General features: G+C 62.7%; 25 protein-coding genes. 15 read left to right on the top strand and 10 right to left on the bottom strand.

The features are described 5' to 3' along the window. Position 1: 1 nt before the first annotated feature. From grxD to hemA, 5 genes are all read right to left on the bottom strand, one after another. The gene (grxD, locus tag EV147_RS20500) at positions 2 to 313 is read right to left on the bottom strand and encodes a Grx4 family monothiol glutaredoxin (protein ID WP_130393065.1); all 312 of its coding nucleotides are present in this window, start codon (positions 311 to 313) and stop codon (positions 2 to 4) included. A 93-nt stretch (positions 314 to 406) separates the two neighbouring features. After that, positions 407 to 1261 carry a peptide chain release factor N(5)-glutamine methyltransferase gene (gene prmC / locus EV147_RS20495; RefSeq protein ID WP_130393064.1) on the bottom strand — a complete coding sequence of 285 codons (855 nt, stop codon included), beginning with the start codon at positions 1259 to 1261 and terminating at the stop codon, positions 407 to 409. A gap of 180 nt (positions 1262 to 1441) precedes the next feature. Continuing rightward, on the bottom strand, positions 1442 to 1765 hold the full coding sequence (locus tag EV147_RS20490) for a hypothetical protein (protein ID WP_130393063.1): 324 nt from the start codon (positions 1763 to 1765) through the stop codon (positions 1442 to 1444). A 205-nt stretch (positions 1766 to 1970) separates the two neighbouring features. Continuing rightward, positions 1971 to 3053 carry a peptide chain release factor 1 gene (gene prfA / locus EV147_RS20485; RefSeq protein ID WP_130393062.1) on the bottom strand — a complete coding sequence of 361 codons (1083 nt, stop codon included), beginning with the start codon at positions 3051 to 3053 and terminating at the stop codon, positions 1971 to 1973. 105 nt (positions 3054 to 3158) lie between these two features. Then, positions 3159 to 4463: a glutamyl-tRNA reductase gene (gene hemA / locus EV147_RS20480; protein ID WP_130393061.1), complete on the bottom strand. Its 1305-nt coding sequence runs from the start codon at positions 4461 to 4463 to the stop codon at positions 3159 to 3161. A 128-nt stretch (positions 4464 to 4591) separates the two neighbouring features. Between hemA and EV147_RS20475 the strand changes: the two genes are divergently transcribed. After that, the gene (locus EV147_RS20475) at positions 4592 to 4861 is read left to right on the top strand and encodes a hypothetical protein (RefSeq protein WP_235844876.1); all 270 of its coding nucleotides are present in this window, start codon (positions 4592 to 4594) and stop codon (positions 4859 to 4861) included. A 50-nt stretch (positions 4862 to 4911) separates the two neighbouring features. Here the strand turns inward: EV147_RS20475 and EV147_RS20470 are convergent, their stop codons facing one another. Further along, on the bottom strand, positions 4912 to 5673 hold the full coding sequence (locus EV147_RS20470; protein ID WP_130393060.1) for a 5'-methylthioadenosine/adenosylhomocysteine nucleosidase: 762 nt from the start codon (positions 5671 to 5673) through the stop codon (positions 4912 to 4914). 184 nt (positions 5674 to 5857) lie between these two features. On the opposite strand from EV147_RS20470, the gene EV147_RS20465 reads away from it, so the two are divergent. The 4 genes from EV147_RS20465 (at position 5858) to EV147_RS20450 (ending at position 10772) form a co-directional block, all read left to right on the top strand. Beyond that, positions 5858 to 8023, top strand: coding sequence for a TonB-dependent siderophore receptor (locus tag EV147_RS20465; protein ID WP_130393059.1), 2166 nt, complete (start codon positions 5858 to 5860; stop codon positions 8021 to 8023). Positions 8024 to 8110: 87 nt separating this feature from the next. Further along, on the top strand, positions 8111 to 9139 hold the full coding sequence (locus EV147_RS20460; RefSeq protein WP_407923269.1) for a DUF2157 domain-containing protein: 1029 nt from the start codon (positions 8111 to 8113) through the stop codon (positions 9137 to 9139). Then, positions 9136 to 10263, top strand: a complete 1128-nt coding sequence (locus EV147_RS20455; protein WP_130393058.1) for a DUF4401 domain-containing protein — start codon at positions 9136 to 9138, stop codon at positions 10261 to 10263. The genes EV147_RS20460 and EV147_RS20455 overlap by 4 nt, the downstream gene beginning before the upstream one ends. Beyond that, positions 10260 to 10772 (top strand): GDYXXLXY domain-containing protein, encoded by a 513-nt coding sequence (locus EV147_RS20450; RefSeq protein WP_130393057.1) that lies wholly within the window; start codon positions 10260 to 10262, stop codon positions 10770 to 10772. Before EV147_RS20455 ends, EV147_RS20450 begins: the two co-directional genes overlap by 4 nt. Before the next feature lie 28 nt (positions 10773 to 10800). Here EV147_RS20450 and EV147_RS20445 read toward each other — a convergent pair whose 3' ends face one another. Beyond that, a complete protein-coding gene (locus tag EV147_RS20445; RefSeq protein ID WP_130393056.1) occupies positions 10801 to 11085 on the bottom strand; it encodes an ImmA/IrrE family metallo-endopeptidase in 285 nt (94 codons plus the stop codon). Positions 11086 to 11380: 295 nt separating this feature from the next. After that, on the bottom strand, positions 11381 to 11611 hold the full coding sequence (locus tag EV147_RS20440; protein WP_130393055.1) for a helix-turn-helix domain-containing protein: 231 nt from the start codon (positions 11609 to 11611) through the stop codon (positions 11381 to 11383). Between the two features lie 108 nt (positions 11612 to 11719). On the opposite strand from EV147_RS20440, the gene EV147_RS20435 reads away from it, so the two are divergent. The 3 genes from EV147_RS20435 (at position 11720) to EV147_RS20425 (ending at position 14583) form a co-directional block, all read left to right on the top strand. Beyond that, entirely contained in the window at positions 11720 to 12832 is a 1113-nt protein-coding gene (locus EV147_RS20435; protein WP_235844875.1) for a hypothetical protein, read from the top strand. A 2-nt stretch (positions 12833 to 12834) separates the two neighbouring features. Further along, positions 12835 to 13302, top strand: coding sequence for a hypothetical protein (locus EV147_RS20430; protein WP_130393054.1), 468 nt, complete (start codon positions 12835 to 12837; stop codon positions 13300 to 13302). Between the two features lie 126 nt (positions 13303 to 13428). Next, on the top strand, positions 13429 to 14583 hold the full coding sequence (locus EV147_RS20425; RefSeq protein WP_130393053.1) for a hypothetical protein: 1155 nt from the start codon (positions 13429 to 13431) through the stop codon (positions 14581 to 14583). 295 nt (positions 14584 to 14878) lie between these two features. On the opposite strand, the gene EV147_RS20420 is transcribed toward EV147_RS20425, so the two are convergent. Next, positions 14879 to 16441, bottom strand: a complete 1563-nt coding sequence (locus EV147_RS20420; protein ID WP_235844873.1) for an AAA family ATPase — start codon at positions 16439 to 16441, stop codon at positions 14879 to 14881. Positions 16442 to 16558: 117 nt separating this feature from the next. Between EV147_RS20420 and EV147_RS20415 the strand changes: the two genes are divergently transcribed. Further along, on the top strand, positions 16559 to 17281 hold the full coding sequence (locus EV147_RS20415) for a hypothetical protein (protein ID WP_130393052.1): 723 nt from the start codon (positions 16559 to 16561) through the stop codon (positions 17279 to 17281). A gap of 279 nt (positions 17282 to 17560) precedes the next feature. On the opposite strand, the gene EV147_RS26500 is transcribed toward EV147_RS20415, so the two are convergent. Beyond that, positions 17561 to 17728, bottom strand: coding sequence for a THUMP domain-containing protein (locus tag EV147_RS26500; protein WP_407923268.1), 168 nt, complete (start codon positions 17726 to 17728; stop codon positions 17561 to 17563). A 23-nt stretch (positions 17729 to 17751) separates the two neighbouring features. Between EV147_RS26500 and EV147_RS20405 the strand changes: the two genes are divergently transcribed. The 6 genes from EV147_RS20405 to EV147_RS20380 all read left to right on the top strand — a co-directional run bounded on the left by EV147_RS20405 (position 17752) and on the right by EV147_RS20380 (position 21802). Then, positions 17752 to 17958 carry a helix-turn-helix transcriptional regulator gene (locus EV147_RS20405; protein WP_088861865.1) on the top strand — a complete coding sequence of 69 codons (207 nt, stop codon included), beginning with the start codon at positions 17752 to 17754 and terminating at the stop codon, positions 17956 to 17958. 24 nt (positions 17959 to 17982) lie between these two features. Further along, the gene (locus tag EV147_RS20400) at positions 17983 to 18894 is read left to right on the top strand and encodes a hypothetical protein (RefSeq protein WP_130393050.1); all 912 of its coding nucleotides are present in this window, start codon (positions 17983 to 17985) and stop codon (positions 18892 to 18894) included. Further along, a complete protein-coding gene (locus EV147_RS20395) occupies positions 18891 to 19289 on the top strand; it encodes a hypothetical protein (RefSeq protein ID WP_130393049.1) in 399 nt (132 codons plus the stop codon). The genes EV147_RS20400 and EV147_RS20395 overlap by 4 nt, the downstream gene beginning before the upstream one ends. A gap of 231 nt (positions 19290 to 19520) precedes the next feature. Further along, the gene (locus EV147_RS20390) at positions 19521 to 20387 is read left to right on the top strand and encodes a plasmid recombination protein (RefSeq protein WP_130393048.1); all 867 of its coding nucleotides are present in this window, start codon (positions 19521 to 19523) and stop codon (positions 20385 to 20387) included. A gap of 102 nt (positions 20388 to 20489) precedes the next feature. After that, the gene (gene mads1 / locus EV147_RS20385; protein WP_088859952.1) at positions 20490 to 20696 is read left to right on the top strand and encodes a methylation-associated defense system helix-turn-helix domain-containing protein MAD1; all 207 of its coding nucleotides are present in this window, start codon (positions 20490 to 20492) and stop codon (positions 20694 to 20696) included. A gap of 62 nt (positions 20697 to 20758) precedes the next feature. After that, a complete protein-coding gene (locus EV147_RS20380) occupies positions 20759 to 21802 on the top strand; it encodes a DNA cytosine methyltransferase (protein WP_130393167.1) in 1044 nt (347 codons plus the stop codon). Positions 21803 to 21811 lie beyond the last annotated feature (9 nt).

The raw sequence follows: 21811 nt of genomic DNA, 5'->3' as shown, positions 1-21811 counted from the left end.
CTCAGGACTTCAGCAGCGTCTGCAGTTCGCCGTTCTGGTACATCTCCATCATGATGTCCGAGCCGCCGACGAATTCGCCGTTCACGTAGAGCTGGGGGATGGTCGGCCAGCTCGCGTATTCCTTGATGCCCTGGCGGATGCCGTCGTCTTCGAGCACGTTGACCGTGGTGGGGGCGTCCACGCCGCAGGCCTTCAGGATCTGGATGGCACGGCCCGAGAAGCCGCACATCGGGAACTGGGCGGTGCCCTTCATGAACAGGACCACGGGGCTGCCCTTCACGATCTGGTCGATCTTCTGCTGTACGTCACTCATGATGGATTCGTTCCGGTTGCGCGCGATGCCAGGCCGGCACCGCTGAGATGAAATGGGGATGGCTCCGGATTTTACCGGAATCGGGCAGGGCCTTCAGGGGAGCGCGCGGCGCCCGCCGCTGCACCGCTCGTTGCCGCCAAGGTCGCGTGCCGTGAACACCTCGGCAAAGCCGGCGTCGGCCAGCAGTTGGCGCGTGGCGGCGCCCTGGTCGTAGCCGTGCTCCATCAGCAGCCAGCCGCCCGGCAGCAACCGGTCCGCCGCGCCCGCCACGATGGCGGCCAGGTCCGACAGGCCGTCCTGGTGGTCGGTCAGCGCGTCGATCGGCTCGAAGCGCAGGTCGCCCTCGGTCAGGTGCGGGTCGCCCTCGGCAATATACGGCGGATTGCTCACGATCAAATGGAAGCGCAGCGCGGCCGGCAACGCGCCGTACCAGTCCGAGACCACAAAGCGGATATTGCCGGCCTGCAGCGCCCGGGCGTTGTCCTGCGCCACCATCAGCGCGCCGGGCGAGATGTCGGTGGCCCAGACTTCGGCGTCGGCGCGCTCGCGGGCGATGGTCACGGCCAGCACGCCCGAACCGGTGCCCATGTCGAGCACGCGCGGCGCCGGGGTCCCGGCCAGCCGCGCCAGCGCGGCCTCGGCGGTGACCTCGGTGTCGGGGCGCGGAATCAGCACATCGGGCGTGACGCGGAACGAACGGCCGAAGAACTCGCGCTCGCCGAGCAGGTAGGCCATCGGCTCGCCGGCCAGGCGGCGCGCCAGCAGTGTCGAGAATGCATCATGCTGTGCCGCATTGAGGTGCTCGGCGTCCCGCGTGATCAGCTGCGTGCGCGTGAACCCGGTGACGTGGGAGAGCAGCATGCGCGCCTCAAGCGTGGGCAGGCCGGCCATGGCGGCCAGGGTCAGCGCTTCGCGCAGCGTGGGATCGGGCGGGAGGGTGGCGGACATCGGTTACGGCTGTACGTCTGGGACGTCTGATACGTCTGGGGCGTCTCGGGAATGCGGGGGGCGTGCTGTAAAAAACCCCGTCGGGCGTCGGCCTGACGGGGTTTCTCGCGCAACGTCGAATCGGGCACCAGTGTAAGCCGTTTCCGGCTCGCGGGGGATGCCCGCTTCGGCGAGGGGGGATTACTTGTTGACGGCGTCCTTGGCCTTGTCGGCACCCGAGTTCACGGCGTCGCGGGCGGCTTCCTTGGCCTGGGCCATGGCGTTGCCGGCATCGACCTTGGCGCGCTCGGCGGCGGCGGACACGTCCGCTGCGGCACCGCTGGCGGCGGCCTTGGCGGCGTCCGCAGCGTTGGCGGCAGCCGCAGCGGCGTCGCTGGCGGCGGCCTTGGCCGATTCGGCGGCGTTCTGCATGGCGCTGTCGGCGTTGGTGGCCGGCGCCTCTTCCTTCTTGCTGCAGGCGGTCACGGCGGCGGCGATCATCAGCATGGCGAGCAGTTTCTTCATGATTTCATCCTTGTGTCGTTGAGGAGTGGGCTTCCGGGTGGTTTTCCACTTCCGGACTTCGTACCCCCAGACATGTCACCTGTCAGAAAAGTGACGTATGGGGTGGTCCGGTCGAAATCGATTATAGACAGCGGGTTTTTTCAGGCCAGTGCTGTTTCACGCATTTACGTCCGTTACAAACGGTGAGGTTTGAGTGCCTGCCCGGTCAGTTTTCGTCGCCGAGTGCGGCCAGTTGGTCAGCCTGGTGCTCGGAGGCCAGCGCGGATAGCAGTTCGTCCAGATCGCCGTCCATGATCATGTCGATCTTGTAGAGCGTCAGGTTGATGCGGTGGTCGGTCACGCGACCCTGCGGGAAGTTGTACGTGCGGATGCGGTCGCTGCGGTCGCCCGTGCCGATCAGGTTGCGGCGCGTGCTGGCTTCCTTGGCCTGGGCGGCGCGCAGTTGCATGTCCATGATCCGCGCAGCCAGCACCTTCATCGCTTTTTCTTTATTTCGATGCTGGCTGCGGTCGTCCTGGCATTCGACCACGATGCCGGTGGGCAGGTGGGTCAGGCGTACCGCCGAATCGGTCTTGTTCACGTGCTGGCCGCCGGCGCCGGACGCCCGGAACGTGTCGACACGCAGGTCAGACGGGTTGATCTGCACCTCGGCCACCTCGTCGGCCTCGGGCATCACGGCTACGGTACAGGCCGAGGTGTGGATGCGGCCCTGCGCCTCGGTGGCCGGCACGCGCTGCACGCGGTGGCCGCCCGATTCGAACTTCAGCTTCGAGAACGCGGCGTCGCCGGCAATGCGGACGATCACTTCCTTGTAGCCGCCGAGGTCCGATTCGGACTCGCTCATGACCTCTACCTGCCAGCGCTGGCGTTCCGCATAGCGCGTGTACATGCGCAGCAGGTCGGCGGCGAACAGCGCGCTTTCCTCGCCGCCGGCGCCCGCGCGGATTTCGAGCAGCAGGTTGCGGTCGTCGTTGGGGTCCTTCGGCAGCAGCAGCGTCTGCAGGCTGGCTTCGAGCGATGCCAGCCGCCCGCGCGCCGCGCCGATCTCGTCGGCGGCGAAATCCTTCATCTCGGGGTCGTCGAGCAGCGCCTCGGCCGTGGCCAGGTCTTCCTGCGCCTGCCGGTACTGGCCGTACTGCTCGGCCACCGGCGACAGCTCGGCGTGCTCGCGCGACAGCTTGCGGTACTGGTTGATATCCGCCGTGGCGTTCTCGTGCGCAAGCAGGGCATTGACTTCATCGAGTCGCTCGGCCAACTGGTCGAGCTTTTGGAGCATGCTGGCTTTCATCGGATGCGGGATTCGGCAGGTGTCACGGGGGCAATGCGGCGGGCATTGCGGGGAGGTCGGCGCGCCCGGATGGCTGGCAGGCGCCAGCGGGTGGGCGGAGCGCGGCTAGCGCTCGGAGTGGCTGCTGTGGCGGAACAGGCCCGGCACCAGGCGCAGCAGCGCCTCGCGGTCTTCGCCCTGGGTGTGGTTCAGGGCGTGCGTGGGGCCGTGCAGGAACTTGCGCGTCAGCGCGCCCGAGAGCGCGTCGAGCACGGCGGCCGGGTCGTCGCCGCGGGCCAGCATGCGGCGTGCACGTTCCAGTTCGGCCTGGCGGATGGCTTCGCCGGCGGTTTGCAGGTCGCGGATGACGGGCACCACGCTGCGGGTTTCGAGCCAGTGCATGAAGTTCAGCACGCGCGACTCGATGATTGCCTCGGCCTGAGCCACGGCGGCCTGGCGCAGCGCGTTGCCCTCGCGCACCACGGCGCCGAGGTCATCGACCGTGTACAGGAACACGTCGTTGAGGCGCGAGACTTCGGGCTCCACGTCGCGCGGCACCGCCAGGTCGACCATCATGATCGGGCGATGCTTGCGGCGCTTGACCGCGCGCTCCACGGCGCCCAGGCCGATGATCGGCAGCGAACTGGCCGTGCACGAGACGACGATATCGAACTCGTGCAGCCGCTCGCCAAGATCCTGCAGGCGGATGGCCTGCGTGGTCAGGCCCTGTTCGGCCAGTTGCTCGGCCAGCTTCTCGCCGCGCTCGACGGTACGGTTGGCCACCACGATCTGGCGCGGCTGCTGCGCGGCGAAGTGCGTGGCGCACAGCTCGATCATCTCGCCCGCGCCGATGAACAGCACGCGCTGCGTGGACACGCTCTCGAAAATCCGCTGTGCCAGGCGCACGGCGGCGGCGGCCATCGACACCGAATGCGCGCCGATCTCGGTCTGGCCGCGGACTTCCTTGGCCACCGCGAACGTGCGCTGGAACAACTGGTTCAGGTAGGTGCCCAGCGCGCCGGCTTCGCCAGCGGTGCGCACGGCATCCTTCAGTTGTCCGAGAATCTGGGTTTCGCCGAGCACCATCGAATCGAGCCCGCTGGCCACGCGGAACGCGTGCCGCACGGCCTCGGACTGGGGCAGGGCGTACAAATGCGGCGCCAGCTCGCCGGCCGGCACGTTGTGGTGCTGGGCCAGCCAGCGCAGCGTGTGCTCGAATCCGTCCTGCCCCGGCTGCAGCACATCGGTGGCGCAGTAGATCTCGGTGCGGTTGCAGGTGGAAAGGATCGCGGCTTCGGTGCCGTGGCGGCCCGCCAGATGGGTGCGCAGCGCGCCCAGGGCCGGTTTGATCTGCTCAAGCGGAAACGCCACACGTTCGCGGAGCGAGACGGGTGCCGTTGTGTGATTGATGCCGATCGCGAGCAGTTGCATTTGTGGGGTTGGATTGCCATCCGGATCGATGCCGGAAGCGGGGGTCATTATACCGCCCGTTGACAAAGTTGCAGGAGACCGGGGCGCTTTGTTCCAACTGCGCTATCGTTACGGCATCGCATCTTGATATGACGCAAAAGGCACAGGAGAAACGGATGTTCGGCTTGCTGGTGGTGGGCGCGGTGGTGGGGCTGGCGGGGGCGTTGTTGCACCCCTTGGGCCGGGTCGTGCGCGTGCCGGTGGCGCTGGCGCTGGGCATGGCGGGCGCGGCGCTGGCGTTCTACACCGGCCGGGCGCTCCATCTGTTCACCGACGGGCAGCTGCTGGGGTGGGGTGCGGCGATTGTTGGCGCCGCGCTGCTGGTGGCGGTCTGGGGTGTTGCGCGGCCGCGTCGGTAACGAGAGAAAAAACCAGGAATTCAGGAATCGGCGATGGCCTGGGTGGCGCTTCAGCGTCGCGCAGCGAGGAATCGTCGCAACACGGCGCTGGAGTAGTGGCTCGCCACCTCACGCAAAAATGCCGGGAAATCCACATGGGCCGTGTCGTCGGCCCGGTCGGAAACGGTGCGCATCAGCGCATAGGGCACCCCGTACTCGTGGCAGATCTGGGCCAGCGCCGCGCCTTCCATCTCCACCGCCTGCAGCGCCGGCAGATCCCGGCGTAGCGCCGCGACAGCCGCGCTCGAACTGACGAACTGGTCGCCGCTGGCGATCATGCCCACGTGCAGCCGGGGCGCGCCAAAGCGGGCCAGCACGCCGGCGGGCACCTCGCTCGCCAGATCCTCACGCAGGAAGCCTGCCACCGCCTGCCGCAGCGCGGCCGTCAGCGCCGGGTCCGCCGGAAACTCCGTCTGGCCGAGCAGCGGGACCTCGTAGCGTGGAAACAGCGGGCTGGCATCCATGTCGTGCTGCACCGTGCGGTCCGCCACGACGATATCGCCCACCTCTACCCCCGGTGCCACGCCGCCTGCCAGGCCGGTGAACACGATCTCGTCCACCCCGAACTCGCGGATCAGCGTCACGGCCGTGGCGGCCGCCGCCACCTTGCCGACGCGCGCCAGCACCAGCACCACCGGCTGCCCATGCAGCGTGCCCTGATAGTAGTCGCGCATGCCGATGGTGCGGCACGTGGCGCGGGCGTCCTCGTGGCGCATGGCGGCGATCAGGCCGTCGACTTCGTCGTGCAGGGCGGCAAGGATGCCAAGGGTCATGGTGGGGCGGGCGCAGGGCATTGGGTCGGAAACGGCGCACAGCATACCAGTGTGGTGCGATTGCCACGGCTGACAATTAAACGGCCGGTAAATGTATCTACCGTATTACAAGCCGTTACAATGCCAGCCTAAATGCGAGTCATTAGCATTCCCATTCCAATAAGTCCGAGAGATTGAGCCTTCCATGTCTGTAAGCGCCCGGCGCCGCCTTAGCGGTTCGCATGCCTTCCGTCTGACCACCCTTGCCCTGAGCCTGCAGGCCGCCTCCGCTGCCATGGCCCAGGAACAGGCGCCCGCCGCCGTTCACCATGAACTGCCGGCCGTGACCGTCAAGGGCACCGCCAACGAATCGCCCACGGGCCCGGTCTCGGGCTTCGTCGCCAAGCAGGCCGTGACGGCCACCAAGACCGATACGCCGATCATCGAGACGCCGCAGTCGATCACGGTCATCACGCGCGACCGGATCGAACTCACCGGTGCGCAGACGGTGGCGCAGGCCGTCGGCTACACGGCGGGTGTGACCACGGCCGGGTTTGCGAACGACAACCGCACGGATTCGATCAAGATCCGTGGCACCGATTCCACCCAGTACCTCGACGGTCTGCTCAACGCCGTGGGCTTCTACAACAACACGCGGCCCGACCCGTACGCGCTGGAGCGCATCGAGGTGCTGAAGGGCCCGTCGGGCATGCTGTACGGCCAGGGTGCGGTGGGCGGCGTGGTGAACCTGGTGTCCAAGCGTCCGCAGGCCGAGGCATACCGCGAGATCGGCGTGAGCTTTGGCAACTACAACCGCAAGCAGATCCAGGCCGACCTGACCGGCCCGCTCGACGCCGATGGCAAGTGGCTGTATCGATTCGTGGCCATGGCGCGCGACAGCGATGCATCGGTGGACTACGTCAAGGACAACCGCTACTTCATCGCGCCGTCGCTGACGTACCGGCCGAATGCCGATACCTCGTTCACGATCCTGGCGAACTTCCAGCGCGACGACAGCGGCTCGATGATCGGCTTCTTCCCGTGGCGCGGCACGCTGATCGAGAATCCCGCCGGCGCGATTCCGCAAAGCTTCTTTGTCAGCGAGCCCGACTTCGACCGCTACCGCGCCCAGCAGCACGCCATCGGCTACCAGTTCTCGCACCGCTTCAACGACACGTTCGAAGTGCGCCAGAACCTGCGCTACTCGCACAGCACGGTGGACTACCGCAGCATCTACACCACCGGCTTCACGGGCGCCACGCACGGCTGGGTGCCGGGCAGCGACACCCTGCTGCGCCGTATCGTCTACATGAACCAGCCGACGCTGAACCAGTTCGCCGTCGATACCCAGGGCCAGGCCAAGTTCAGCACCGGCGCCGTGCGCCACACGCTGCTGACCGGCATCGACTACCAGCACAGCGACGCCACGGGCCGTACCAATTCCAACGGCACCGCGGCGCCGATCAACGTGTTCAACCCGGTCTACGGCAACTACGTGGCGCCCACCACATTCCGTGGCCTTGATCCAGCCAAGCAGATCCAGACCGGCGTCTACATGCAGGACCAGCTCGAATGGAACAAGTGGCTGCTGATGCTGGGCCTGCGCTACGACTGGTCGCGCGCCTCGCAGGACAACACGCCGTCGGCCTCGCGTGACGACAACGAGCTGACCAAGCGCTTCGGCCTGATGTACCGCTCGGACCTCGGCCTGAACCCGTATGTCAGCTACTCGGAGTCGTTCCAGGGCCAGGCGGGCTTCAACATCGACGGCACGGCGTTCAAGCCGCTGCGCGGCAAGCAGTGGGAAGTGGGTGTCAAGTACCAGCCGCTGGGCAAGAACATGACCCTGACGGCCGCGCTGTTCGACATGCGCGAGGAGAACCGCAAGGTGGCCGGCGTGGTCAACGGCCTGCCGGGCACGGTGCAGGTGGGCGAGGCCCGCACGCGCGGCGCCGAGCTGGAGGCACTGGTGTCGCTGGGCCGGCTGGACCTGATCGCGGCCTACACGTTCCTCAATGCCAAGGTGATCGAGGGTTCGGCGGCCGAGCAGGGCAAGCGCCTGGCGAGCATTCCGACCAACACGGCGTCGCTGTGGGCCAACTACCGCTTCGCGCTGTTCGACATCCCGGGCTTCCTGGCCGGCGCCGGCGTGCGCTACAACGGCCCGAGCACGGACGGCACGGGCAACAACCGCGTGGGCGGCTTCACGGTGTTCGATGCCGTGATCGCCTACGACCGTGGCCCGGTGCGCGTGTCGCTGAACGTCAACAACCTGACGGGCAAGCAGTACGTGTACAGCTGTATCGCGCGTGGCGACTGCTTCTTCGGCACGCAACGCTCGATCATCGGCAACGTGACCTACCGCTTCTGACCTGCCGCACGGCAGCGCGTTTCCCGGGAGACTTCGGCGCGGGGGCCTGCTACATTGCAGACCATGCCGAACCCGGGGGATTGCCGCTTGGACAGCTTCTCGATTCACCGCTTCACACAGCGCAGGGTCAGCCAGCAGGCGCTGGCCGACTGGCGCGCGCAGGACCGGCTCGGTGCCGATGACCTGCGCGCCGCCTGGCAGTCCACGCTGCCCGCGCCCGCCGACTGGCGGCACTGGCTGGACCGCGTGCTGCTGTGCCTTGGCACCGCGCTGCTCTGCGCCGGTGTCGTCGTCTTCTTCGCCTTCAACTGGGCGGATCTCCACAAATTCTCGAAATTCGGTCTGCTGGCCGCGGCGCTGACGCTGCTGGCCGCGTTTGCCGCCCGGCGGCCGTCCGGCGACATGGCCGGACGTGCCGCGCTGGCCGGGACGCAGATCGTCTCCGGCGTGCTGCTGGCGGTGATCGGCCAGACCTACCAGACCGGCGCCGATGCGTGGCAACTGTTCGCGCTGTGGACGCTGCTGGCCACGCCGTGGGCGCTGGCGGCCCGCGCGGCACCGCACTGGTGGATCGTGCTGGTGCTCGGCAATGTGGCGCTGCTGCGGTATTGCAGCGTGAACCTGGGCGTTGGCGGCATGTTCGAACTGCTGTTCTCGGCCCGCTGGGCGCGCGAGACGATGCTGTTCCTGCTTGGTGTGGCGATCGTGCAACTGGCGGTGTGGCACCTGCTGGCCGCGCGGGCGGGCGCGCTGGGCTTCCGCGGCATGACGGGGCCCCGGCTGATCGGCGCGCTGGTCTGCGCGTATGCGGGCTGGCTGGCCGCCATGAGCATGCTGAGCGAATGGGTTGCCATGTTCGGGTTCCTCACCAGCCTGCTGGCGCTGGCCGGGCTGGGCGCCTGGGTGCGCTGGCGCGCGTTCGACATCGTGGTGCTGAGCCTGGCCTGCATGACCGGGATCGGCGTCATCGTCATGGCGGCGGCGCGGGTGATCGTGAGCATCGACGGAGATTTCGGCGCCTTCCTGCTGCTGGCGCTGCTGACGACCGGCCTGGCCGTGGCGGCCGCCACCTGGCTGCTGAAAGTATGGCGCGGAGAATCGGGGAGCGTGGCATGAGCGACCTGCAGATCGAGCAAACGCTGTGGCAGCGGCTGGCGTCGCGCGGCGCGGTGCAGGGAGACCGCCCGGCCTCGCTGCGCACGCCGTGGCCGATCCGGCTGCTGATGGGCGGCGCCGGGTGGCTCGGGGCGCTGTTCTTCCAGGTGTTCCTGATCGGCACGGTGTTCGCCGCCACACGCGGCAATGGCCCCGCCATGGCCGTGACCGGCGCCGTCATGATCGGCGCGGCCGCGGTGGTGTATCGCACCAAGGCCCGTGAGAGCGCGCGCATCGCGCTGGGCCAGTTCGCCCTGGCGCTGAGCCTGGGCGGGCAAGGCATGCTGGTCGTGGGCGTCGCGGAGACACTGGGCTATCGCGAGTTGTTCGGTACGGCGAGCCTGTGGCTGGGCGTGGCGGCGCTGGAAGTGCTGCTGTTCGCCGTGGTGCCAGACCGCCTGCACCGCTTTCTGAGCGGGCTGGGCGTCTGGCTGGCGCTGGCCTTGGCCGGCTGCATCGCCCTCGGCGACATGGTGGCGCCGCGCTGGACCGCCATGCCGCCGATGATCGGCCTGCTGGGCGCGCTGGCGCTCGCCGGCGCGGTCGCGTTCGTGAGCGGCGAGGAACGCGTGGCGGCATCGGGCCGCCATGCCCCATGGGAGCCGGCGGCGGACGCCTCGCTCGTCTTCGCGCTGGGCGGCATGCTGGTCGTTACGGGCGCCATCCATCCGGCGTCGATCATCTTCGGTACCGGCCGTACCTGGTACGCCCCCGGCGCGTGGCTGGCCGGCGCGCTGTCCGGCGGTGTGCTGGTGGCGTTTGCGCTGGCCGAATGCAAGCGGCTGGCCTGCGACACCCGTACCAGCGCCACGATGCTCGTCACGGCCATCGCCTTCAGCGCGCTGATGGTCTACGCGCCCGCCGTGACGGCCGGCGTGGTGGCGCTGATGCTGGCGCTGCGGCGCGGCGCGCTGACCTGGATGGGCCTGGCCATCGCCACGATGCTGGTCGGCTTCGTCTGGTACTACAGCACGCTGCAATGGACGCTGCTGGCCAAGTCAGCCACGCTGGCCGGCGCCGGCGGGCTGCTGCTGGGCGTGCGCGCCGTGGCCATGCGCCTGCCCCGTGCGGAGGTTTCGCGATGAAACGCTGGATTCTGGTGGCCTGGCTGCTGGCCCTCGGCGTGGCGCTGGCCGGCATCGCCGGCAAGGAGCGGCTGATCTCGAACGGCGAGGTGGTCTACCTGCGGCTGGCGCCGGTCGACCCGAGATCGCTGGTGCAGGGCGACTACATGGCCCTGAACTTCTCGATCGCCAATGACGTGCGCGTGGCCCACGGCACCTCCGGTACCTCCCGCACTCCGCTCCCCCGCGAGGAAACCATCGTCATCCGCCGCGAGACCAACCACGAAGGCCGCTTCGTCCGCCTGCACCACGGCGAGCCGCTGGCCGCGGGCGAAATGCTGCTGCGGGTCCAGAACGTTCCCTCGCCATGGAGCGGCGGCAACGCCATCCTGGTCTCCACCAACGCATGGTTCTTCCAGGAAGGCCACGCCGACCGCTACGCCAAAGCCCGCTTCGGCGAGTTCCGCGTGGACCGCAGCGGACAGGCGCTGCTGGTGGGGATGCGGGGGGAGGGGTTGGAGGGGATGTGATTTATGTGACGCATTTCAGTGCGCCGGCTCAGGGCTGGTCGGCCACCTCGTGGTCCCATTTATAGCGGACTTTGAGATGGTTGAACCGCTGCCAGCCGACGACACCGTCATGCTGCAGCCGCCCGAGGACGATCCCTGCCGAAACGCCGACCTGCTCGGCAAAGTCCCGGATGGTTCGCTCGCCAATCGAGGGAAGCCCGGCCAGCCGGGCGTACTTCGCGGGCGGGATCAGGGTGTCACGGGCAAAGGCATCGGCTTCGCTTTCCTCGTCGGGATGCAGGCCGTCTTCGCCGAGGATGTCGAGAAACGTCATCCGCTTGCCGTGCTTGAGCAGGTGGCCAGCCTGGTTAATGATTTTGATCGAGGGAGCGTATCCGGCATCCGGGAGATGCGATCTGACCAGACGCAAAAAAGCCCAGCATGGCTGGGCTTTTCGGAGCGGTTCCGGGGCGGGCGCGTGGCGCCGCTTCGGCGCGGTCAGACGTTAAAGCGGAAGATGGCCTCGGAAGTTCTGTTTTTACTGGCGCTCACTGCGGATCGGCTCATTCCGTAGTCACCTCCGTATACATTTTTTTCGGGCATCCCCATGTGGGGGGCCTCACCCGTGTTCATTTGGTCTGCTCCGCCAAGAGGTCGAGCACGTCGGTCTCCAGGATCGCGCCCAGCTTGCACAGGACCAGCAGGGACGGGTTGCCCACAGCGCGCTCGATCTGACTCACGTAAGTGCGATCCACATCCGCGCTCAGGGCGAGCGCCTCCTGCGACAAGCCACGCTTGCCCCGGAAGTCTTTCATGTTGCGCGCCAAGTCCTGACGCACTTGCTCGTAGTTTCGTCCCATCAACGCCGAGCATGGGCGTCATGAGACCTTTAATCCACGGACTATATTCGACAATGTCGAATATAGTCTTCATAATCAGCTCAACTCGGGATCAAAGGGAGCTGATGGATGAGTGGACTCTGCTTTCGGATGCTGGCCGGGCTGGCCGTTGTGACGACCGTGACCGGCTGTGTCACGACACAGCCGCAGGCTGACGGCTCGACCAAGGTTCACCTCTCCTTGGGTGGCGTGTCGAAGGCCAGCCAAGGTAACGTGGCACCGCCTCCTACTACCGAGACTCGCCCAGCCGTCGTTGCCAATCAAGCAAAGCCAGACCAAAGCGCGCCGCCCGGCGCTCCTGGCATCCGTGCAACAGCACTGGCAGGCGTCTTCAGCAAGCACTCCTACGACGGAATGCCCAAGACCTACTTCCCCCGCGTGGCTGTCACCGTCACGGACTGGTCCCGCAGTGACTGCTGGATCGGCACCGCCACCATTTGGTGGAGCAAGACCAAGTCCGAAGCTGTGCCCGCCTTCTCTGTGTGCTGGGGACAGTCGGTGGGCTACGCGGTCAACAACGCCGCGAACCTGCACCTCTTCATGCAGCAGATGGCGGTCGAGCACAGCGGCAATGTCCGCACTGTTGGCCCCAAGCCGCCCATGCTGGCCATCCCCGACCAGCAGTCGATCAGCGAGCGGCAGCAGCTCGCCTTCCAGGGGTTTGTCCAGCAGTTGGTGCTCGACACCGGATGGCAGCCGGGCGCACCAACCAATCTCTGGTTGGTAGGGTATGACGCCAACGCGGTCATCAAGCCAACCGTGCCTCCTGCCTCCAGCAACGGAGCGTCGCAGCCCGTGGACGCCAAGACCAAGGCGCAGCTCGAACAGGCGCTGAGCTGCGCGCCCATCGGTCCACGATTTGAACTGGCTGAGTCGCTGCTCAAGCAGTCGGGATGGAATTCCGATCAAGGCGTCACGCCGGTCACGCTCGCCGAGCCCGTCAAGGTCTATGGGTTCAGCGTCCGCAAGGTGGCGGTGTCACGTGACGGGGGTGAGCAGACCTACCGCAGCTACTTGGCTGGCACCTCGGTCCAGCAGCTCGCGAAATCAGCTTCGCTGAGATTGGGCAAGGATGGCAAGACCTATGGCCGTTTGACCAAAGTGGGCGTGTTGTCGGCGGGCATGGAGGGCGGCGAGGCCACGCTGACCTGTACCGTCAACACCGAAGGTTCAGAGGGCTGACCATGGCAATGCAATGTCCGAGCTGCGGCAGCGCGCATATCCAGCCAATGGCCGTTGTGCATGCGGGTGGCACACAGCACTTCCACGCAACGCACACAGCGGTCACTTCAGATGGGCAGTTCGTTCAAGGCAGCAGCCAGGGCTCGCAGTCCACGGCCTTGGCCCAGCACTGCGCCCCACCTGCGCCGCCATCACCGCTGCCGTTCATTGGAGCCTATGGGATTGGCGGCATCATCATCTACATGTCGATGACGGTGTGCCCGTTGTCGGCGCGTGAGTGCGTATACGTCGGCATGGCAGGCCTGCGCTACAACTGGAAGCAAGCGGCTGTCGGCTTGGGACTCATCGCGCTGGGCTGGCTGCTGATGAAGGGCTGGCGTACCCAGGCGAAGGTCTACAGTGCCGCGAAGCGCCGGTGGCAGAGCACATGGTTTTGCCATAGATGTGGGCAGGCACATCACCGAGAGTGATGGCGACAGGGCATTGCCGTAATTGTCGCTATCTTCCTGGGGGGCTTAACCAGCATGCTACATGGCTGGAGCCAGCAAACTAAAGTATGCTGATCGGCATAATTACACTTTCTGTTTGGATGGAAAATGCACGATCAGTTTCAGCTGCCTCCTCCTTCTTCATGGGAGAAGTTTGAGCGCATGTGTGCGGATATCTTTGCTATTGAGTGGAGCGATCCTTCCACGCAAAGGCATGGACGAACTGGCTTTCCGCAAAATGGTGTTGACGTCTATGGCTATACGCGAGACGGAAGGTTGCACGGCATTCAATGTAAAAAGAAGAATGGAGGCACAGCCAGCTCAGCTACCGAAAAAGAACTGCGGGAGGAGGTTGATAAGGCTCTCAGATTTTCGCCGCAGCTTTCGTCTTTCACTTTCGCAACCACTTCACCCAATGATCCAGATTTGGAGCGGGTGGCGAGAGAAATTACTAAAGTACATGCTGAGAGGAACCTGTTCTCCGTTCACTTCCTTGGCTGGGATGAAATACTTGATAAATTATGGCAGCATGATGGTCTAGTAAATCGATATTACAACTGGGCGCTTCCATATGGCGACCCCAATAATTACGCATTCGGACTGTGGTGTGAGCAATTTAGTAGCCACTACTTGTTCGTAAATGCTTGCTATCTCCCTTTTAGGTCGTATCAAGTGAGTTTTCAGCCTGACTTCATAGCGAAGCTTTGCTCATTCCATAATGAATCTGAAATTTTACTAGATGGCCAACGCACTCAAGGGCTCGACGAGAAACTGAGGAATGCAATAGATAATTTCAAGAGGGTGGCATCCGACTTAATAGATAGCGCTATTGTTGACTGCAGTAGGCCTGACGCATCTCTTGATGTTTATATGTACTGGGTTGATAAAGGAAACTTGCCATACCATCGGCAAGGTGATTATGTCGAATACAAGAAAGAGGTATTGAAATACCTATTCTATGGCCTGATTTTGGCGGCCAATTATATTATTGATATAAAGAATAAAATATCTAGAAGCCGGACGCCACTGCATTCGTATGTGAATTTTAGGGCGGATTTTGACTCACCTGCGGTAAATTCAATTCCCATGTATGCGCAGCAAGATATGGATGAAGGTATGCTTTACCCGGGGCTGGAATGGATTAAGGAAATGGCCTCTAGAGGCAAGAGTGATCCTGTGCTCGAATACGAAAAAGCTATTGAAGAAATGCACAAAAAGGAAAGTCTGACTCAGCCTTGTTGGCGTACAAATCGGTCGCAATAATTTTTCACATAAGAGAGAACATCACCGGCGACAGTGATAATTCAAGCGCGCAAGTGGCCGCCCAGCGAGCCATACACGTTGAGCGTCAGCAGAGCTCCGAGCGCCGCCTACTCGACTGGCGAATCCCACGCGACGCGGTAGTCGACGATGCCGGGGACTGCAGAGCGGTCACTCAGTCTGGTCGTGCCAGATCGCGATGCACTAGGTTGAGGTGCGAGTCGCCAGTTTTTTCGAGCCCAAATTAGCCCCAATTGCGCCGCAACTCCTGCTGCACAGTGTTTTGCTTAGCCCATCCTCAAGCCATGAACCCGATCATCCTGCGAAAGTTGCCTGGGATAGCTTGCACATCACTGACCTGAATGTGATTGCGTTCATCCCGTGCGGCATGCCCAAGCGCCCGTCGCAATGCCAAGCCCAGGCTTCGCGGCGGCAAGTGCTTCAACTTCTCCAGAACGGCTCCGTCGAGAGAGGGTACGAAGGCAGAACCCCAGCTGGCTTCGGCACGCATTCGTCCATAAATGTTCTGCGCGATTCGAGCAATTTGATCGGGCGTGGGTGCTTGGACATGCAGCACCGTGAGCCGCGACAGCAAAGGACTCGGGATGCCATCCACACTGTTTGCTGTCCCGATCCAGTTCACGTGGCTGGCATCGATGGTGAAATCACGAATAGAGAGGTCCGTGAAGGACCGTGCGCTGCGGGGCTCAAGAAGGGTGTATAGCGCCGCCAGCGGGTCGTACTGGCGCACCTGCTCGGTCTTGTCCAGCTCATCCAAGACCACGACGGGGTTGGCCTTTGGCTGGTAGGCAAGCAGTTCGAACAGGAGGCCCGGCTCGGAATTGCTCCAGAAGGCTTCTGAACCAGCCAGTGGCGAACCTGATTGGGCGCTCGCCATGTCGAACACACGGAAGGGCAAGGCCAGCCTTTCCGCCAGCCAGCGAGCCGCTTCTGTTTTGCCGATGCCCGCAGGCCCGACCAGCAGTAGCGGCGACCACGCAACGCGGCCATCGCCCATCGCATTGAGGGCAAAGTGATCGTGCAGCACCTCGGCCAGCTCGCTGAAGTTCGGGAAGGCTTGGGTGAACTCTTCGATCAGCACGTCCCACTCGTCGGGCAGCATGCCGAGCGTGCGCCGCTCATCGCCGGCCGCCCGGATGCGCTCCGCGATCTGCTGGGCACGCTTGAACTTTTCGTCTGCCTTCGCGCGATGGCGGTCAACAAATTGTTTGAGGCCGGAAGCGTCCAGAAAGGCGATCAGCGGTGCGTGCTTGTCGTCAGTCGAAGTGCTGCTGCTATCGCGTGCGGGGACGGGGTTGTCGGACAGGTCTTTCTTGGCGGCTTCGGTGCGAGTGGGTGCATCGCGATCAGTGGTGCTGCTCGCACGCTCGGTATCCGCCAACTCCAAGGCCTTCGCTGCTCTCTTGAAACGCTGGATGTCCTCTGCGAACAGTCCTACCACTTGCTCGTGCGCAGCGCTCCGAGCGCCTTGGGGGGCATTGGCGTCGCCACCGAAAACCGGAGCACCGCAAACAGGGCAGCACTGCTGGGCCGCGTGCCGAGCCTGTTCCACCACGTCGAGCAAGGCGCGCTCGCGCTGGATGCTGGCATCGGAGACCTCGACTCGGACTGCCAGCTTTTCCCTGGTTGCGGTGACACAGAACAGCGGACGACGCTGGTAGTCACTGCGATGCATCAACCGCTCGCATTGGGTGATCAGCTCGGCGACCACTGCGAGATGGCCTGGGGCGGGCTGAAACACCTGCTTCTCCAGCCAAGGGTGAAGTCGCTTCAGCTCTTCGACGGCCTCTTGGTACTCTCGGCGTCGCATGGGGCGGTACTGTCGTCGCAGGCTGTGCATGGCATCCCTCATTTAACTATAAATTACTATAACAATGAAAAGTCAGCAGGCCAAGCCTTGGCTGGCAGGTTGTCGCTTTGTTATAGTGATTTACTGTTAGAGCAACGAGATTGCCGGATGTCGACACTTCAGGCCGAACAAATGCGTGCCATCGCAGCCGCACTCATGCGCCTGCGTGGCGATACGCTGAGCGCTGTGGGTACAGCCACGGGCATCCGCCCCGCGAACCTGTCCGTTTGGCTGAGGGGCAAAGAGCAGGTCATTTCTGCCAAGCGCGTGGCCACTTTGATGTATCACCTAGGGCTGGAGGGGAGCAGCCTGCGCGCGGACATCCTCCACCAATGGCGGGACGCTGGTGCCTTGGATGACCTGAGACTGGTGCTGAACGCCCTTGTCGGCTCTGAGGCCGTCGTGCTGTACCAGGATGGTCAGCCAGGCCTGAGCAAGATACGGTTCCTGCAAGTTGGCGATGTACTTGTTCGCGTCGAGCTAATCGCGGGCGTTGCTGCAGCACAGGACTTGGCCGATGTCATTAAGCCGCACCGTGTGATCGTGCTGGCTGAGCCTCTTGCTGCGATCCCTGTCGAGCCGTTAAGTTGCACGCGTGAAGCATTGCTTACGCTGGCTGAGCAAGCTGCAAATGACGTAGGCGACGACGAGCTGTTGGACAGTCTGCTGTTTCAGCTTGGTAATAGCAATTGGCCGACCGCCTCAACCAACACCAGTTCTCCCGTCGGTTGGCAAAAACTGGAGCAAGCACTACGCGCAGCACTGCATGATGGGTTTGAGCCCAGCGCGATTGCTCACTGGATCTCCGCAGCCCGGGATAGCCAGAAATAGGCATTTATTGTTGCGCAAATGCAACGAGCGATGATTTATTTCGCTCGCGCCGTCATCTGTCCCCTCGCGATCTACGAATCGCGCAAGTGGCTGTTGATAAAAGACATTTTCCAGTTCAAAAGATCGCGATTCAGTTTTCTAGCTTCTAAGTCAAAACAACTGATTCCATATCCGACATTCGGTGGTGAATGGTCGTTGGTCGGTGATTTCCGAAAAAGCTGCTTTCGTATTCGTGCCCGAGCGGAAGTCAATCGACCAATGCGAGTTGAACCGTCCGTTTCATTGGGGGCGGCAGTGCTTGCGTTTCCCAGTAAGGTCAAAAACGTGCCGCTGCATGTTTTTGACAATTGCATCGGTTATCCGAACTTTGCATGTAAATCGCGGAATATGGCCAAAATCTGAGCCTCTGGACACGCCGACAACGCAGAACGAAGAATTGCCTGTCATTACACGAAATGGTGGGCAATCAAATGAAAAACCGCATCCTCAGGTACAGCGATCTGGAAACCCAGTTGGGAATGAACCGCGTCACTATCTGGCGCAGAACGAGAACAGACCCAACCTTTCCGCGCCCGATCCGTCTGGGGAACTCTCGCAACGCGGCTATCGGATTTCTTGCTGAAGAAATCGAGGCCTGGATTGCCCAGCAAGCTGCTACCGCACGGGTGGACCGCTGATCATGAAGGTCAGTGGAGACGCCCATGAACGCCTCTCAGTTGCTGATCGTTCGGCGTCGCCATGCGGGAAATTTCACCCAGATTCCGAACTCACTGATTCGCAACGACCATCTCAGTCTGAAAGCACTGGGGGTAATCGTGCACTTGCTGTCCCTCCCGCCATGCTATCGCATCAGCCTCGAAGGTCTGTGCAGTGCACGCAAGGAGGGGGAGACGGCCATGCGAACAGCCATCCAGCAGCTTGAGAGCCTGAACTACATGCGAATCGTCCGCGACCGTTCGGCATCGGGGCGGTTCATTCAATCCAGATGGATTGTCAGTGATGAGCCGATTGTGGACTGGGCTCCACACCTTGAAAACCCACGTGTGGAAGAGCCAGCTCTGGATCAGCCAGTTCAGGGCGATCAAGGGGCTACAAACACTGGGTTTAAAGAAACATTGGATTCATCAAAAACAACCACTACCGGGCCAGAGGACACGCCACCTGACACTGCCGAGTCGCCGGCCTTGATCGTGGACGAGGGGGATGAAGAGTGCTGGTTGTGGTTGTGCCAAAAGCTATCACTCGAACCCCAAAAGACGCGGGATCAATGCACGGGTCTCTCCACCTCCGTAGCCCTGGATGTTTTGGCAGAAGTCCTCGAATGCAAGCGTCAAAACAGCATCCGGAAGACTGTCCCCCAATTCCTTGCCTCCCTGCTGCGCAGGGCTCGCGAGGGCAAGTTCAGCTTGTCGGCTGGGTCAGAGCTGCGACGGGACCTTCGCCAAATCATTAGGCGGCAACGCGCCGTGGAAGCCGCAGCCGAGCCCGCTCAAGCATTCGTGACGGATCGGCCAGCGGTGGACAGGGCTCAAGCCAGAGAAAGGCTCCAGCAGATGCGTGATGAACTGGCAAGGAAGTCACACACATCGGCAATGCCACGAGGTGCGGCGTGAACAGCAAAAACTTGGAAAGCCGATTCGCTTGGCGAGATGTCGTGGCGGATGACAAATGGGCTGGCTGGGGATGGATGCAAACCTGCACCGTGGCGACGGGCAGGGTCAATATTGAATGCATACCGCAACCAGCTCTCGGCGGCGACCGATGCATGCGGCTTTGTGTCATTGCGCTCGATCAGACCACGTTGATCGAATATACGGACAGCGGCTTCGTGCTGCGCGAGTATGTGGCCCGGCTTCCAATCGATGCTGTCATCGAAAGGCTGTTGCAGGTCCCATCAACCCCAGTCCATTTGATTGCGCCGGAGTTGTTGAAGAGCCTGTCGAACGACGGTCTGCTCACCCAGCTTTTCGGTAATCAGCGGAGAGGCCGTGGGCAACTCACACACTGATTACACAATATTCGCCACAGTGCCCCCATATTGTAGCCACACTGTTCACGCAATGGTTGGCATCAAGTCGGCCAGTTATTCACACAGTTTCGCCCATTGGTTCACACAGTTTCAACACACTGTTCGCACATTGCGCGGCGGGGTCCAGGGGATTTTCCCCTGGCCGACATTTATCGTTGCGACAGCGGCGATAAATATAGTCGGTCACTATGTTTCCAGCGACGGTACCCCATGATCACGGGCGGCATCCAGTTTGTTCACATATCGGTCTATTCGCTGCACTCACCGAAGAAAACCTCGCGGGGAGCAGATCGAAAATGGGCAGTGCGCGACGTGATAGCTGAGGCCAGCCGCGAGCCGCAAGCCTGCTTGCATGTGCCGAGACCGAAGCCACCCATCCTGCTTTATGGCCCCAGCCTGGCTGAGCTGGAAGCCGAAGTTGGCGCCATCCATGCGCGCAGTCGTGATGCAGTTGGTCGCCGTTTGCGAAAGGACGCGTCCGTCCTGCTGGCAGGCGTAGCGTCGTATCCACGTGGCGGCATTGAGTACAGCTACTGGAAGCAAAGCGCCTTGGAGTGGCTGCAAACCGAATTCGGTGAGCACCTCCGGTCCGTGGTCGAGCACACCGATGAGGCGCACCCGCACCTCCACTTCTATGTCGTCAATCCTGACGGTGGCAACGTCAAGGACTTGCACCCCGGCTTCCGCGCGGCAAAGGGCGCTCAAACACCCAAGGAGCAACGGCTTGCCTACAACACTGCGATGCGCGCATTTCAGGACCGATTCTGGGAGCACGTTGCCGGGCCGTCTGGTCTCGCTCGTTTGGGGCCGGGCCGACAGCGCATGAGTCGTGCCCAGTGGACGCGGGTGAAGTTCGGGCTGGCGGCGCAGGCCGCGCTGCTCCAGCGTGCGCGAGAGATCACGCGTGGGACTGGTGAGCGTGACCGTCAGCTTCGCTCATTCGCGCACAAGACGATGCTCGAAGCGCAGTTGTTGATCAAGGAGCTGGAAGCGCGGGAGGCTCGCGTTCTGGCACTGGAAGCTAGGTTGGGATTGGAGCCGCCCGCACCCAACTCAAATGATCCTGACAAGGCCTAACCCGATCAAAACAGGTTCAAACCCTATTGAACTGGCTGAAAGTGGCGTAGACTGTGTTCAGTTGCCGCCACTTTGGCGGCGCATTTCTGTTTGGATGCAGACATGGACGACCGCTGGCTCTCTGTCGATGAAATCGCCGATTACCTTGGCATAGCCAAAGACACCATTTACACCTGGGTGACGTCCAAGGGGATGCCGGGGCACAAAGTCGGCCGCTTTTGGAAATTCAAAAAAGAAGATGTGGATGTCTGGGTACGGGCTGGCGGTGCAGCGGATAACGCGCCATCGATAAAGGCGAACGAATCATGAGCAGATCTAAAGATTTGCGGTCACCGCACGCTGGTGCCGAAGGATCGCTTGAGGAAACGGATATGGCGAGAATTTCTTGTGTAGATTTGTTTTGCGGGGCGGGCGGACTCACGCATGGGTTCGTTCTGGAGGGGCTTCCTGTCATGGCAGGAATCGACTTGGACCCGGCATGCCGTTACCCCTACGAAGCGAACAATCCAGGGAAATTCATCGAATGTGATGTCAAAAATTTAACTAGTGAGGAATTGACGAAGCTGTTCGGTGATTCCGAAATAAGAATTTTGGCCGGTTGCGCGCCCTGTCAGCCATTTTCGACATATGCACAGCGTTACGAAACTGACGGCAAAGAAGGGAAATGGGGCTTGCTATACCATTTTGCCCGCCTCGCTGAAGACACCAAGCCGGACATTATTACCATGGAGAATGTGCCGACTGTAGCGAAGCATGAGGTCTTTCACGATTTCGTCGATACGCTGAGACGCCTCGAATACAAGGTGTGGTTCAAGGTGGTGGATAGCTCCCAATATGGGGTGCCGCAGATGCGCCGACGGATGGTGCTACTGGCGTCGCGGCACGGGGACATCGAGATGATCCCGCCGATGCAGAAGAAGCCAAAGACGGTGCGTCAAGCGATCGGCCGACTGAAACCCCTTCGGGCCGGCGAGTCTGCGGAGCGGGATAAATTGCACACGTCGGCATCCCTGACCGAGAAAAACCTGCGACGCATTATTTATTCGCGCCCCGGTGGCACATGGCGGGACTGGCCCGAGGACTTGGTCGCCGATTGCCACAAGGCAGATACCGGCCGAACCTATCCTGGGGTGTATGGGCGCATGGAATGGGATAAACCTTCTCCCACGATGACAACGCAGTGCTACGGGTTCGGGAATGGCCGATTCGGGCATCCGGAACAGCACCGTGCCATTTCGTTGCGGGAGGCGGCCATCCTCCAGAGCTTTCCTCGCTCCTATAAGTTCGTTCCCCGGAAAGGCGAAGTCAGCTTTACCACCCTCGGGCGATTGATCGGCAACGCCGTCCCCGTCGAACTCGGCCGCGCCATCGCGAAGAGCATTTCGCGGCATCTTGAGTCGCTGCCAGCGCAATGATGGCTTGGG

The sequence above is a fragment of the Cupriavidus agavae genome, assembly GCF_004217045.1.
In the GTDB taxonomy this organism is placed as follows: Bacteria; Pseudomonadota; Gammaproteobacteria; order Burkholderiales; family Burkholderiaceae; genus Cupriavidus; species Cupriavidus agavae.
Note: the sequence above shows the minus strand (reverse complement) of the source record. Positions and strands in the feature narration are given on the sequence as shown.

What these genes read in the sequence shown, in the direction of transcription:
- grxD (WP_130393065.1), bottom strand. Translation starts at nt 313, where the DNA reads ATGAGTGACGTACAGCAGAAGATCGACCAGATCGTGAAGGGCAGCCCC.
- prmC (WP_130393064.1), bottom strand. Translation starts at nt 1,261, where the DNA reads ATGTCCGCCACCCTCCCGCCCGATCCCACGCTGCGCGAAGCGCTGACC.
- EV147_RS20490 (WP_130393063.1), bottom strand. Translation starts at nt 1,765, where the DNA reads ATGAAGAAACTGCTCGCCATGCTGATGATCGCCGCCGCCGTGACCGCC.
- prfA (WP_130393062.1), bottom strand. Translation starts at nt 3,053, where the DNA reads ATGAAAGCCAGCATGCTCCAAAAGCTCGACCAGTTGGCCGAGCGACTC.
- hemA (WP_130393061.1), bottom strand. Translation starts at nt 4,463, where the DNA reads ATGCAACTGCTCGCGATCGGCATCAATCACACAACGGCACCCGTCTCG.
- EV147_RS20475 (WP_235844876.1), top strand. Translation starts at nt 4,592, where the DNA reads ATGACGCAAAAGGCACAGGAGAAACGGATGTTCGGCTTGCTGGTGGTG.
- EV147_RS20470 (WP_130393060.1), bottom strand. Translation starts at nt 5,673, where the DNA reads ATGACCCTTGGCATCCTTGCCGCCCTGCACGACGAAGTCGACGGCCTG.
- EV147_RS20465 (WP_130393059.1), top strand. Translation starts at nt 5,858, where the DNA reads ATGTCTGTAAGCGCCCGGCGCCGCCTTAGCGGTTCGCATGCCTTCCGT.
- EV147_RS20455 (WP_130393058.1), top strand. Translation starts at nt 9,136, where the DNA reads ATGAGCGACCTGCAGATCGAGCAAACGCTGTGGCAGCGGCTGGCGTCG.
- EV147_RS20450 (WP_130393057.1), top strand. Translation starts at nt 10,260, where the DNA reads ATGAAACGCTGGATTCTGGTGGCCTGGCTGCTGGCCCTCGGCGTGGCG.
- EV147_RS20445 (WP_130393056.1), bottom strand. Translation starts at nt 11,085, where the DNA reads ATGACGTTTCTCGACATCCTCGGCGAAGACGGCCTGCATCCCGACGAG.
- EV147_RS20440 (WP_130393055.1), bottom strand. Translation starts at nt 11,611, where the DNA reads ATGGGACGAAACTACGAGCAAGTGCGTCAGGACTTGGCGCGCAACATG.
- EV147_RS20435 (WP_235844875.1), top strand. Translation starts at nt 11,720, where the DNA reads ATGAGTGGACTCTGCTTTCGGATGCTGGCCGGGCTGGCCGTTGTGACG.
- EV147_RS20430 (WP_130393054.1), top strand. Translation starts at nt 12,835, where the DNA reads ATGGCAATGCAATGTCCGAGCTGCGGCAGCGCGCATATCCAGCCAATG.
- EV147_RS20425 (WP_130393053.1), top strand. Translation starts at nt 13,429, where the DNA reads ATGCACGATCAGTTTCAGCTGCCTCCTCCTTCTTCATGGGAGAAGTTT.
- EV147_RS20420 (WP_235844873.1), bottom strand. Translation starts at nt 16,441, where the DNA reads ATGCACAGCCTGCGACGACAGTACCGCCCCATGCGACGCCGAGAGTAC.
- EV147_RS20415 (WP_130393052.1), top strand. Translation starts at nt 16,559, where the DNA reads ATGTCGACACTTCAGGCCGAACAAATGCGTGCCATCGCAGCCGCACTC.
- EV147_RS26500 (WP_407923268.1), bottom strand. Translation starts at nt 17,728, where the DNA reads ATGACAGGCAATTCTTCGTTCTGCGTTGTCGGCGTGTCCAGAGGCTCA.
- EV147_RS20405 (WP_088861865.1), top strand. Translation starts at nt 17,752, where the DNA reads ATGAAAAACCGCATCCTCAGGTACAGCGATCTGGAAACCCAGTTGGGA.
- EV147_RS20400 (WP_130393050.1), top strand. Translation starts at nt 17,983, where the DNA reads ATGAACGCCTCTCAGTTGCTGATCGTTCGGCGTCGCCATGCGGGAAAT.
- EV147_RS20390 (WP_130393048.1), top strand. Translation starts at nt 19,521, where the DNA reads ATGATCACGGGCGGCATCCAGTTTGTTCACATATCGGTCTATTCGCTG.
- mads1 (WP_088859952.1), top strand. Translation starts at nt 20,490, where the DNA reads ATGGACGACCGCTGGCTCTCTGTCGATGAAATCGCCGATTACCTTGGC.
- EV147_RS20380 (WP_130393167.1), top strand. Translation starts at nt 20,759, where the DNA reads ATGGCGAGAATTTCTTGTGTAGATTTGTTTTGCGGGGCGGGCGGACTC.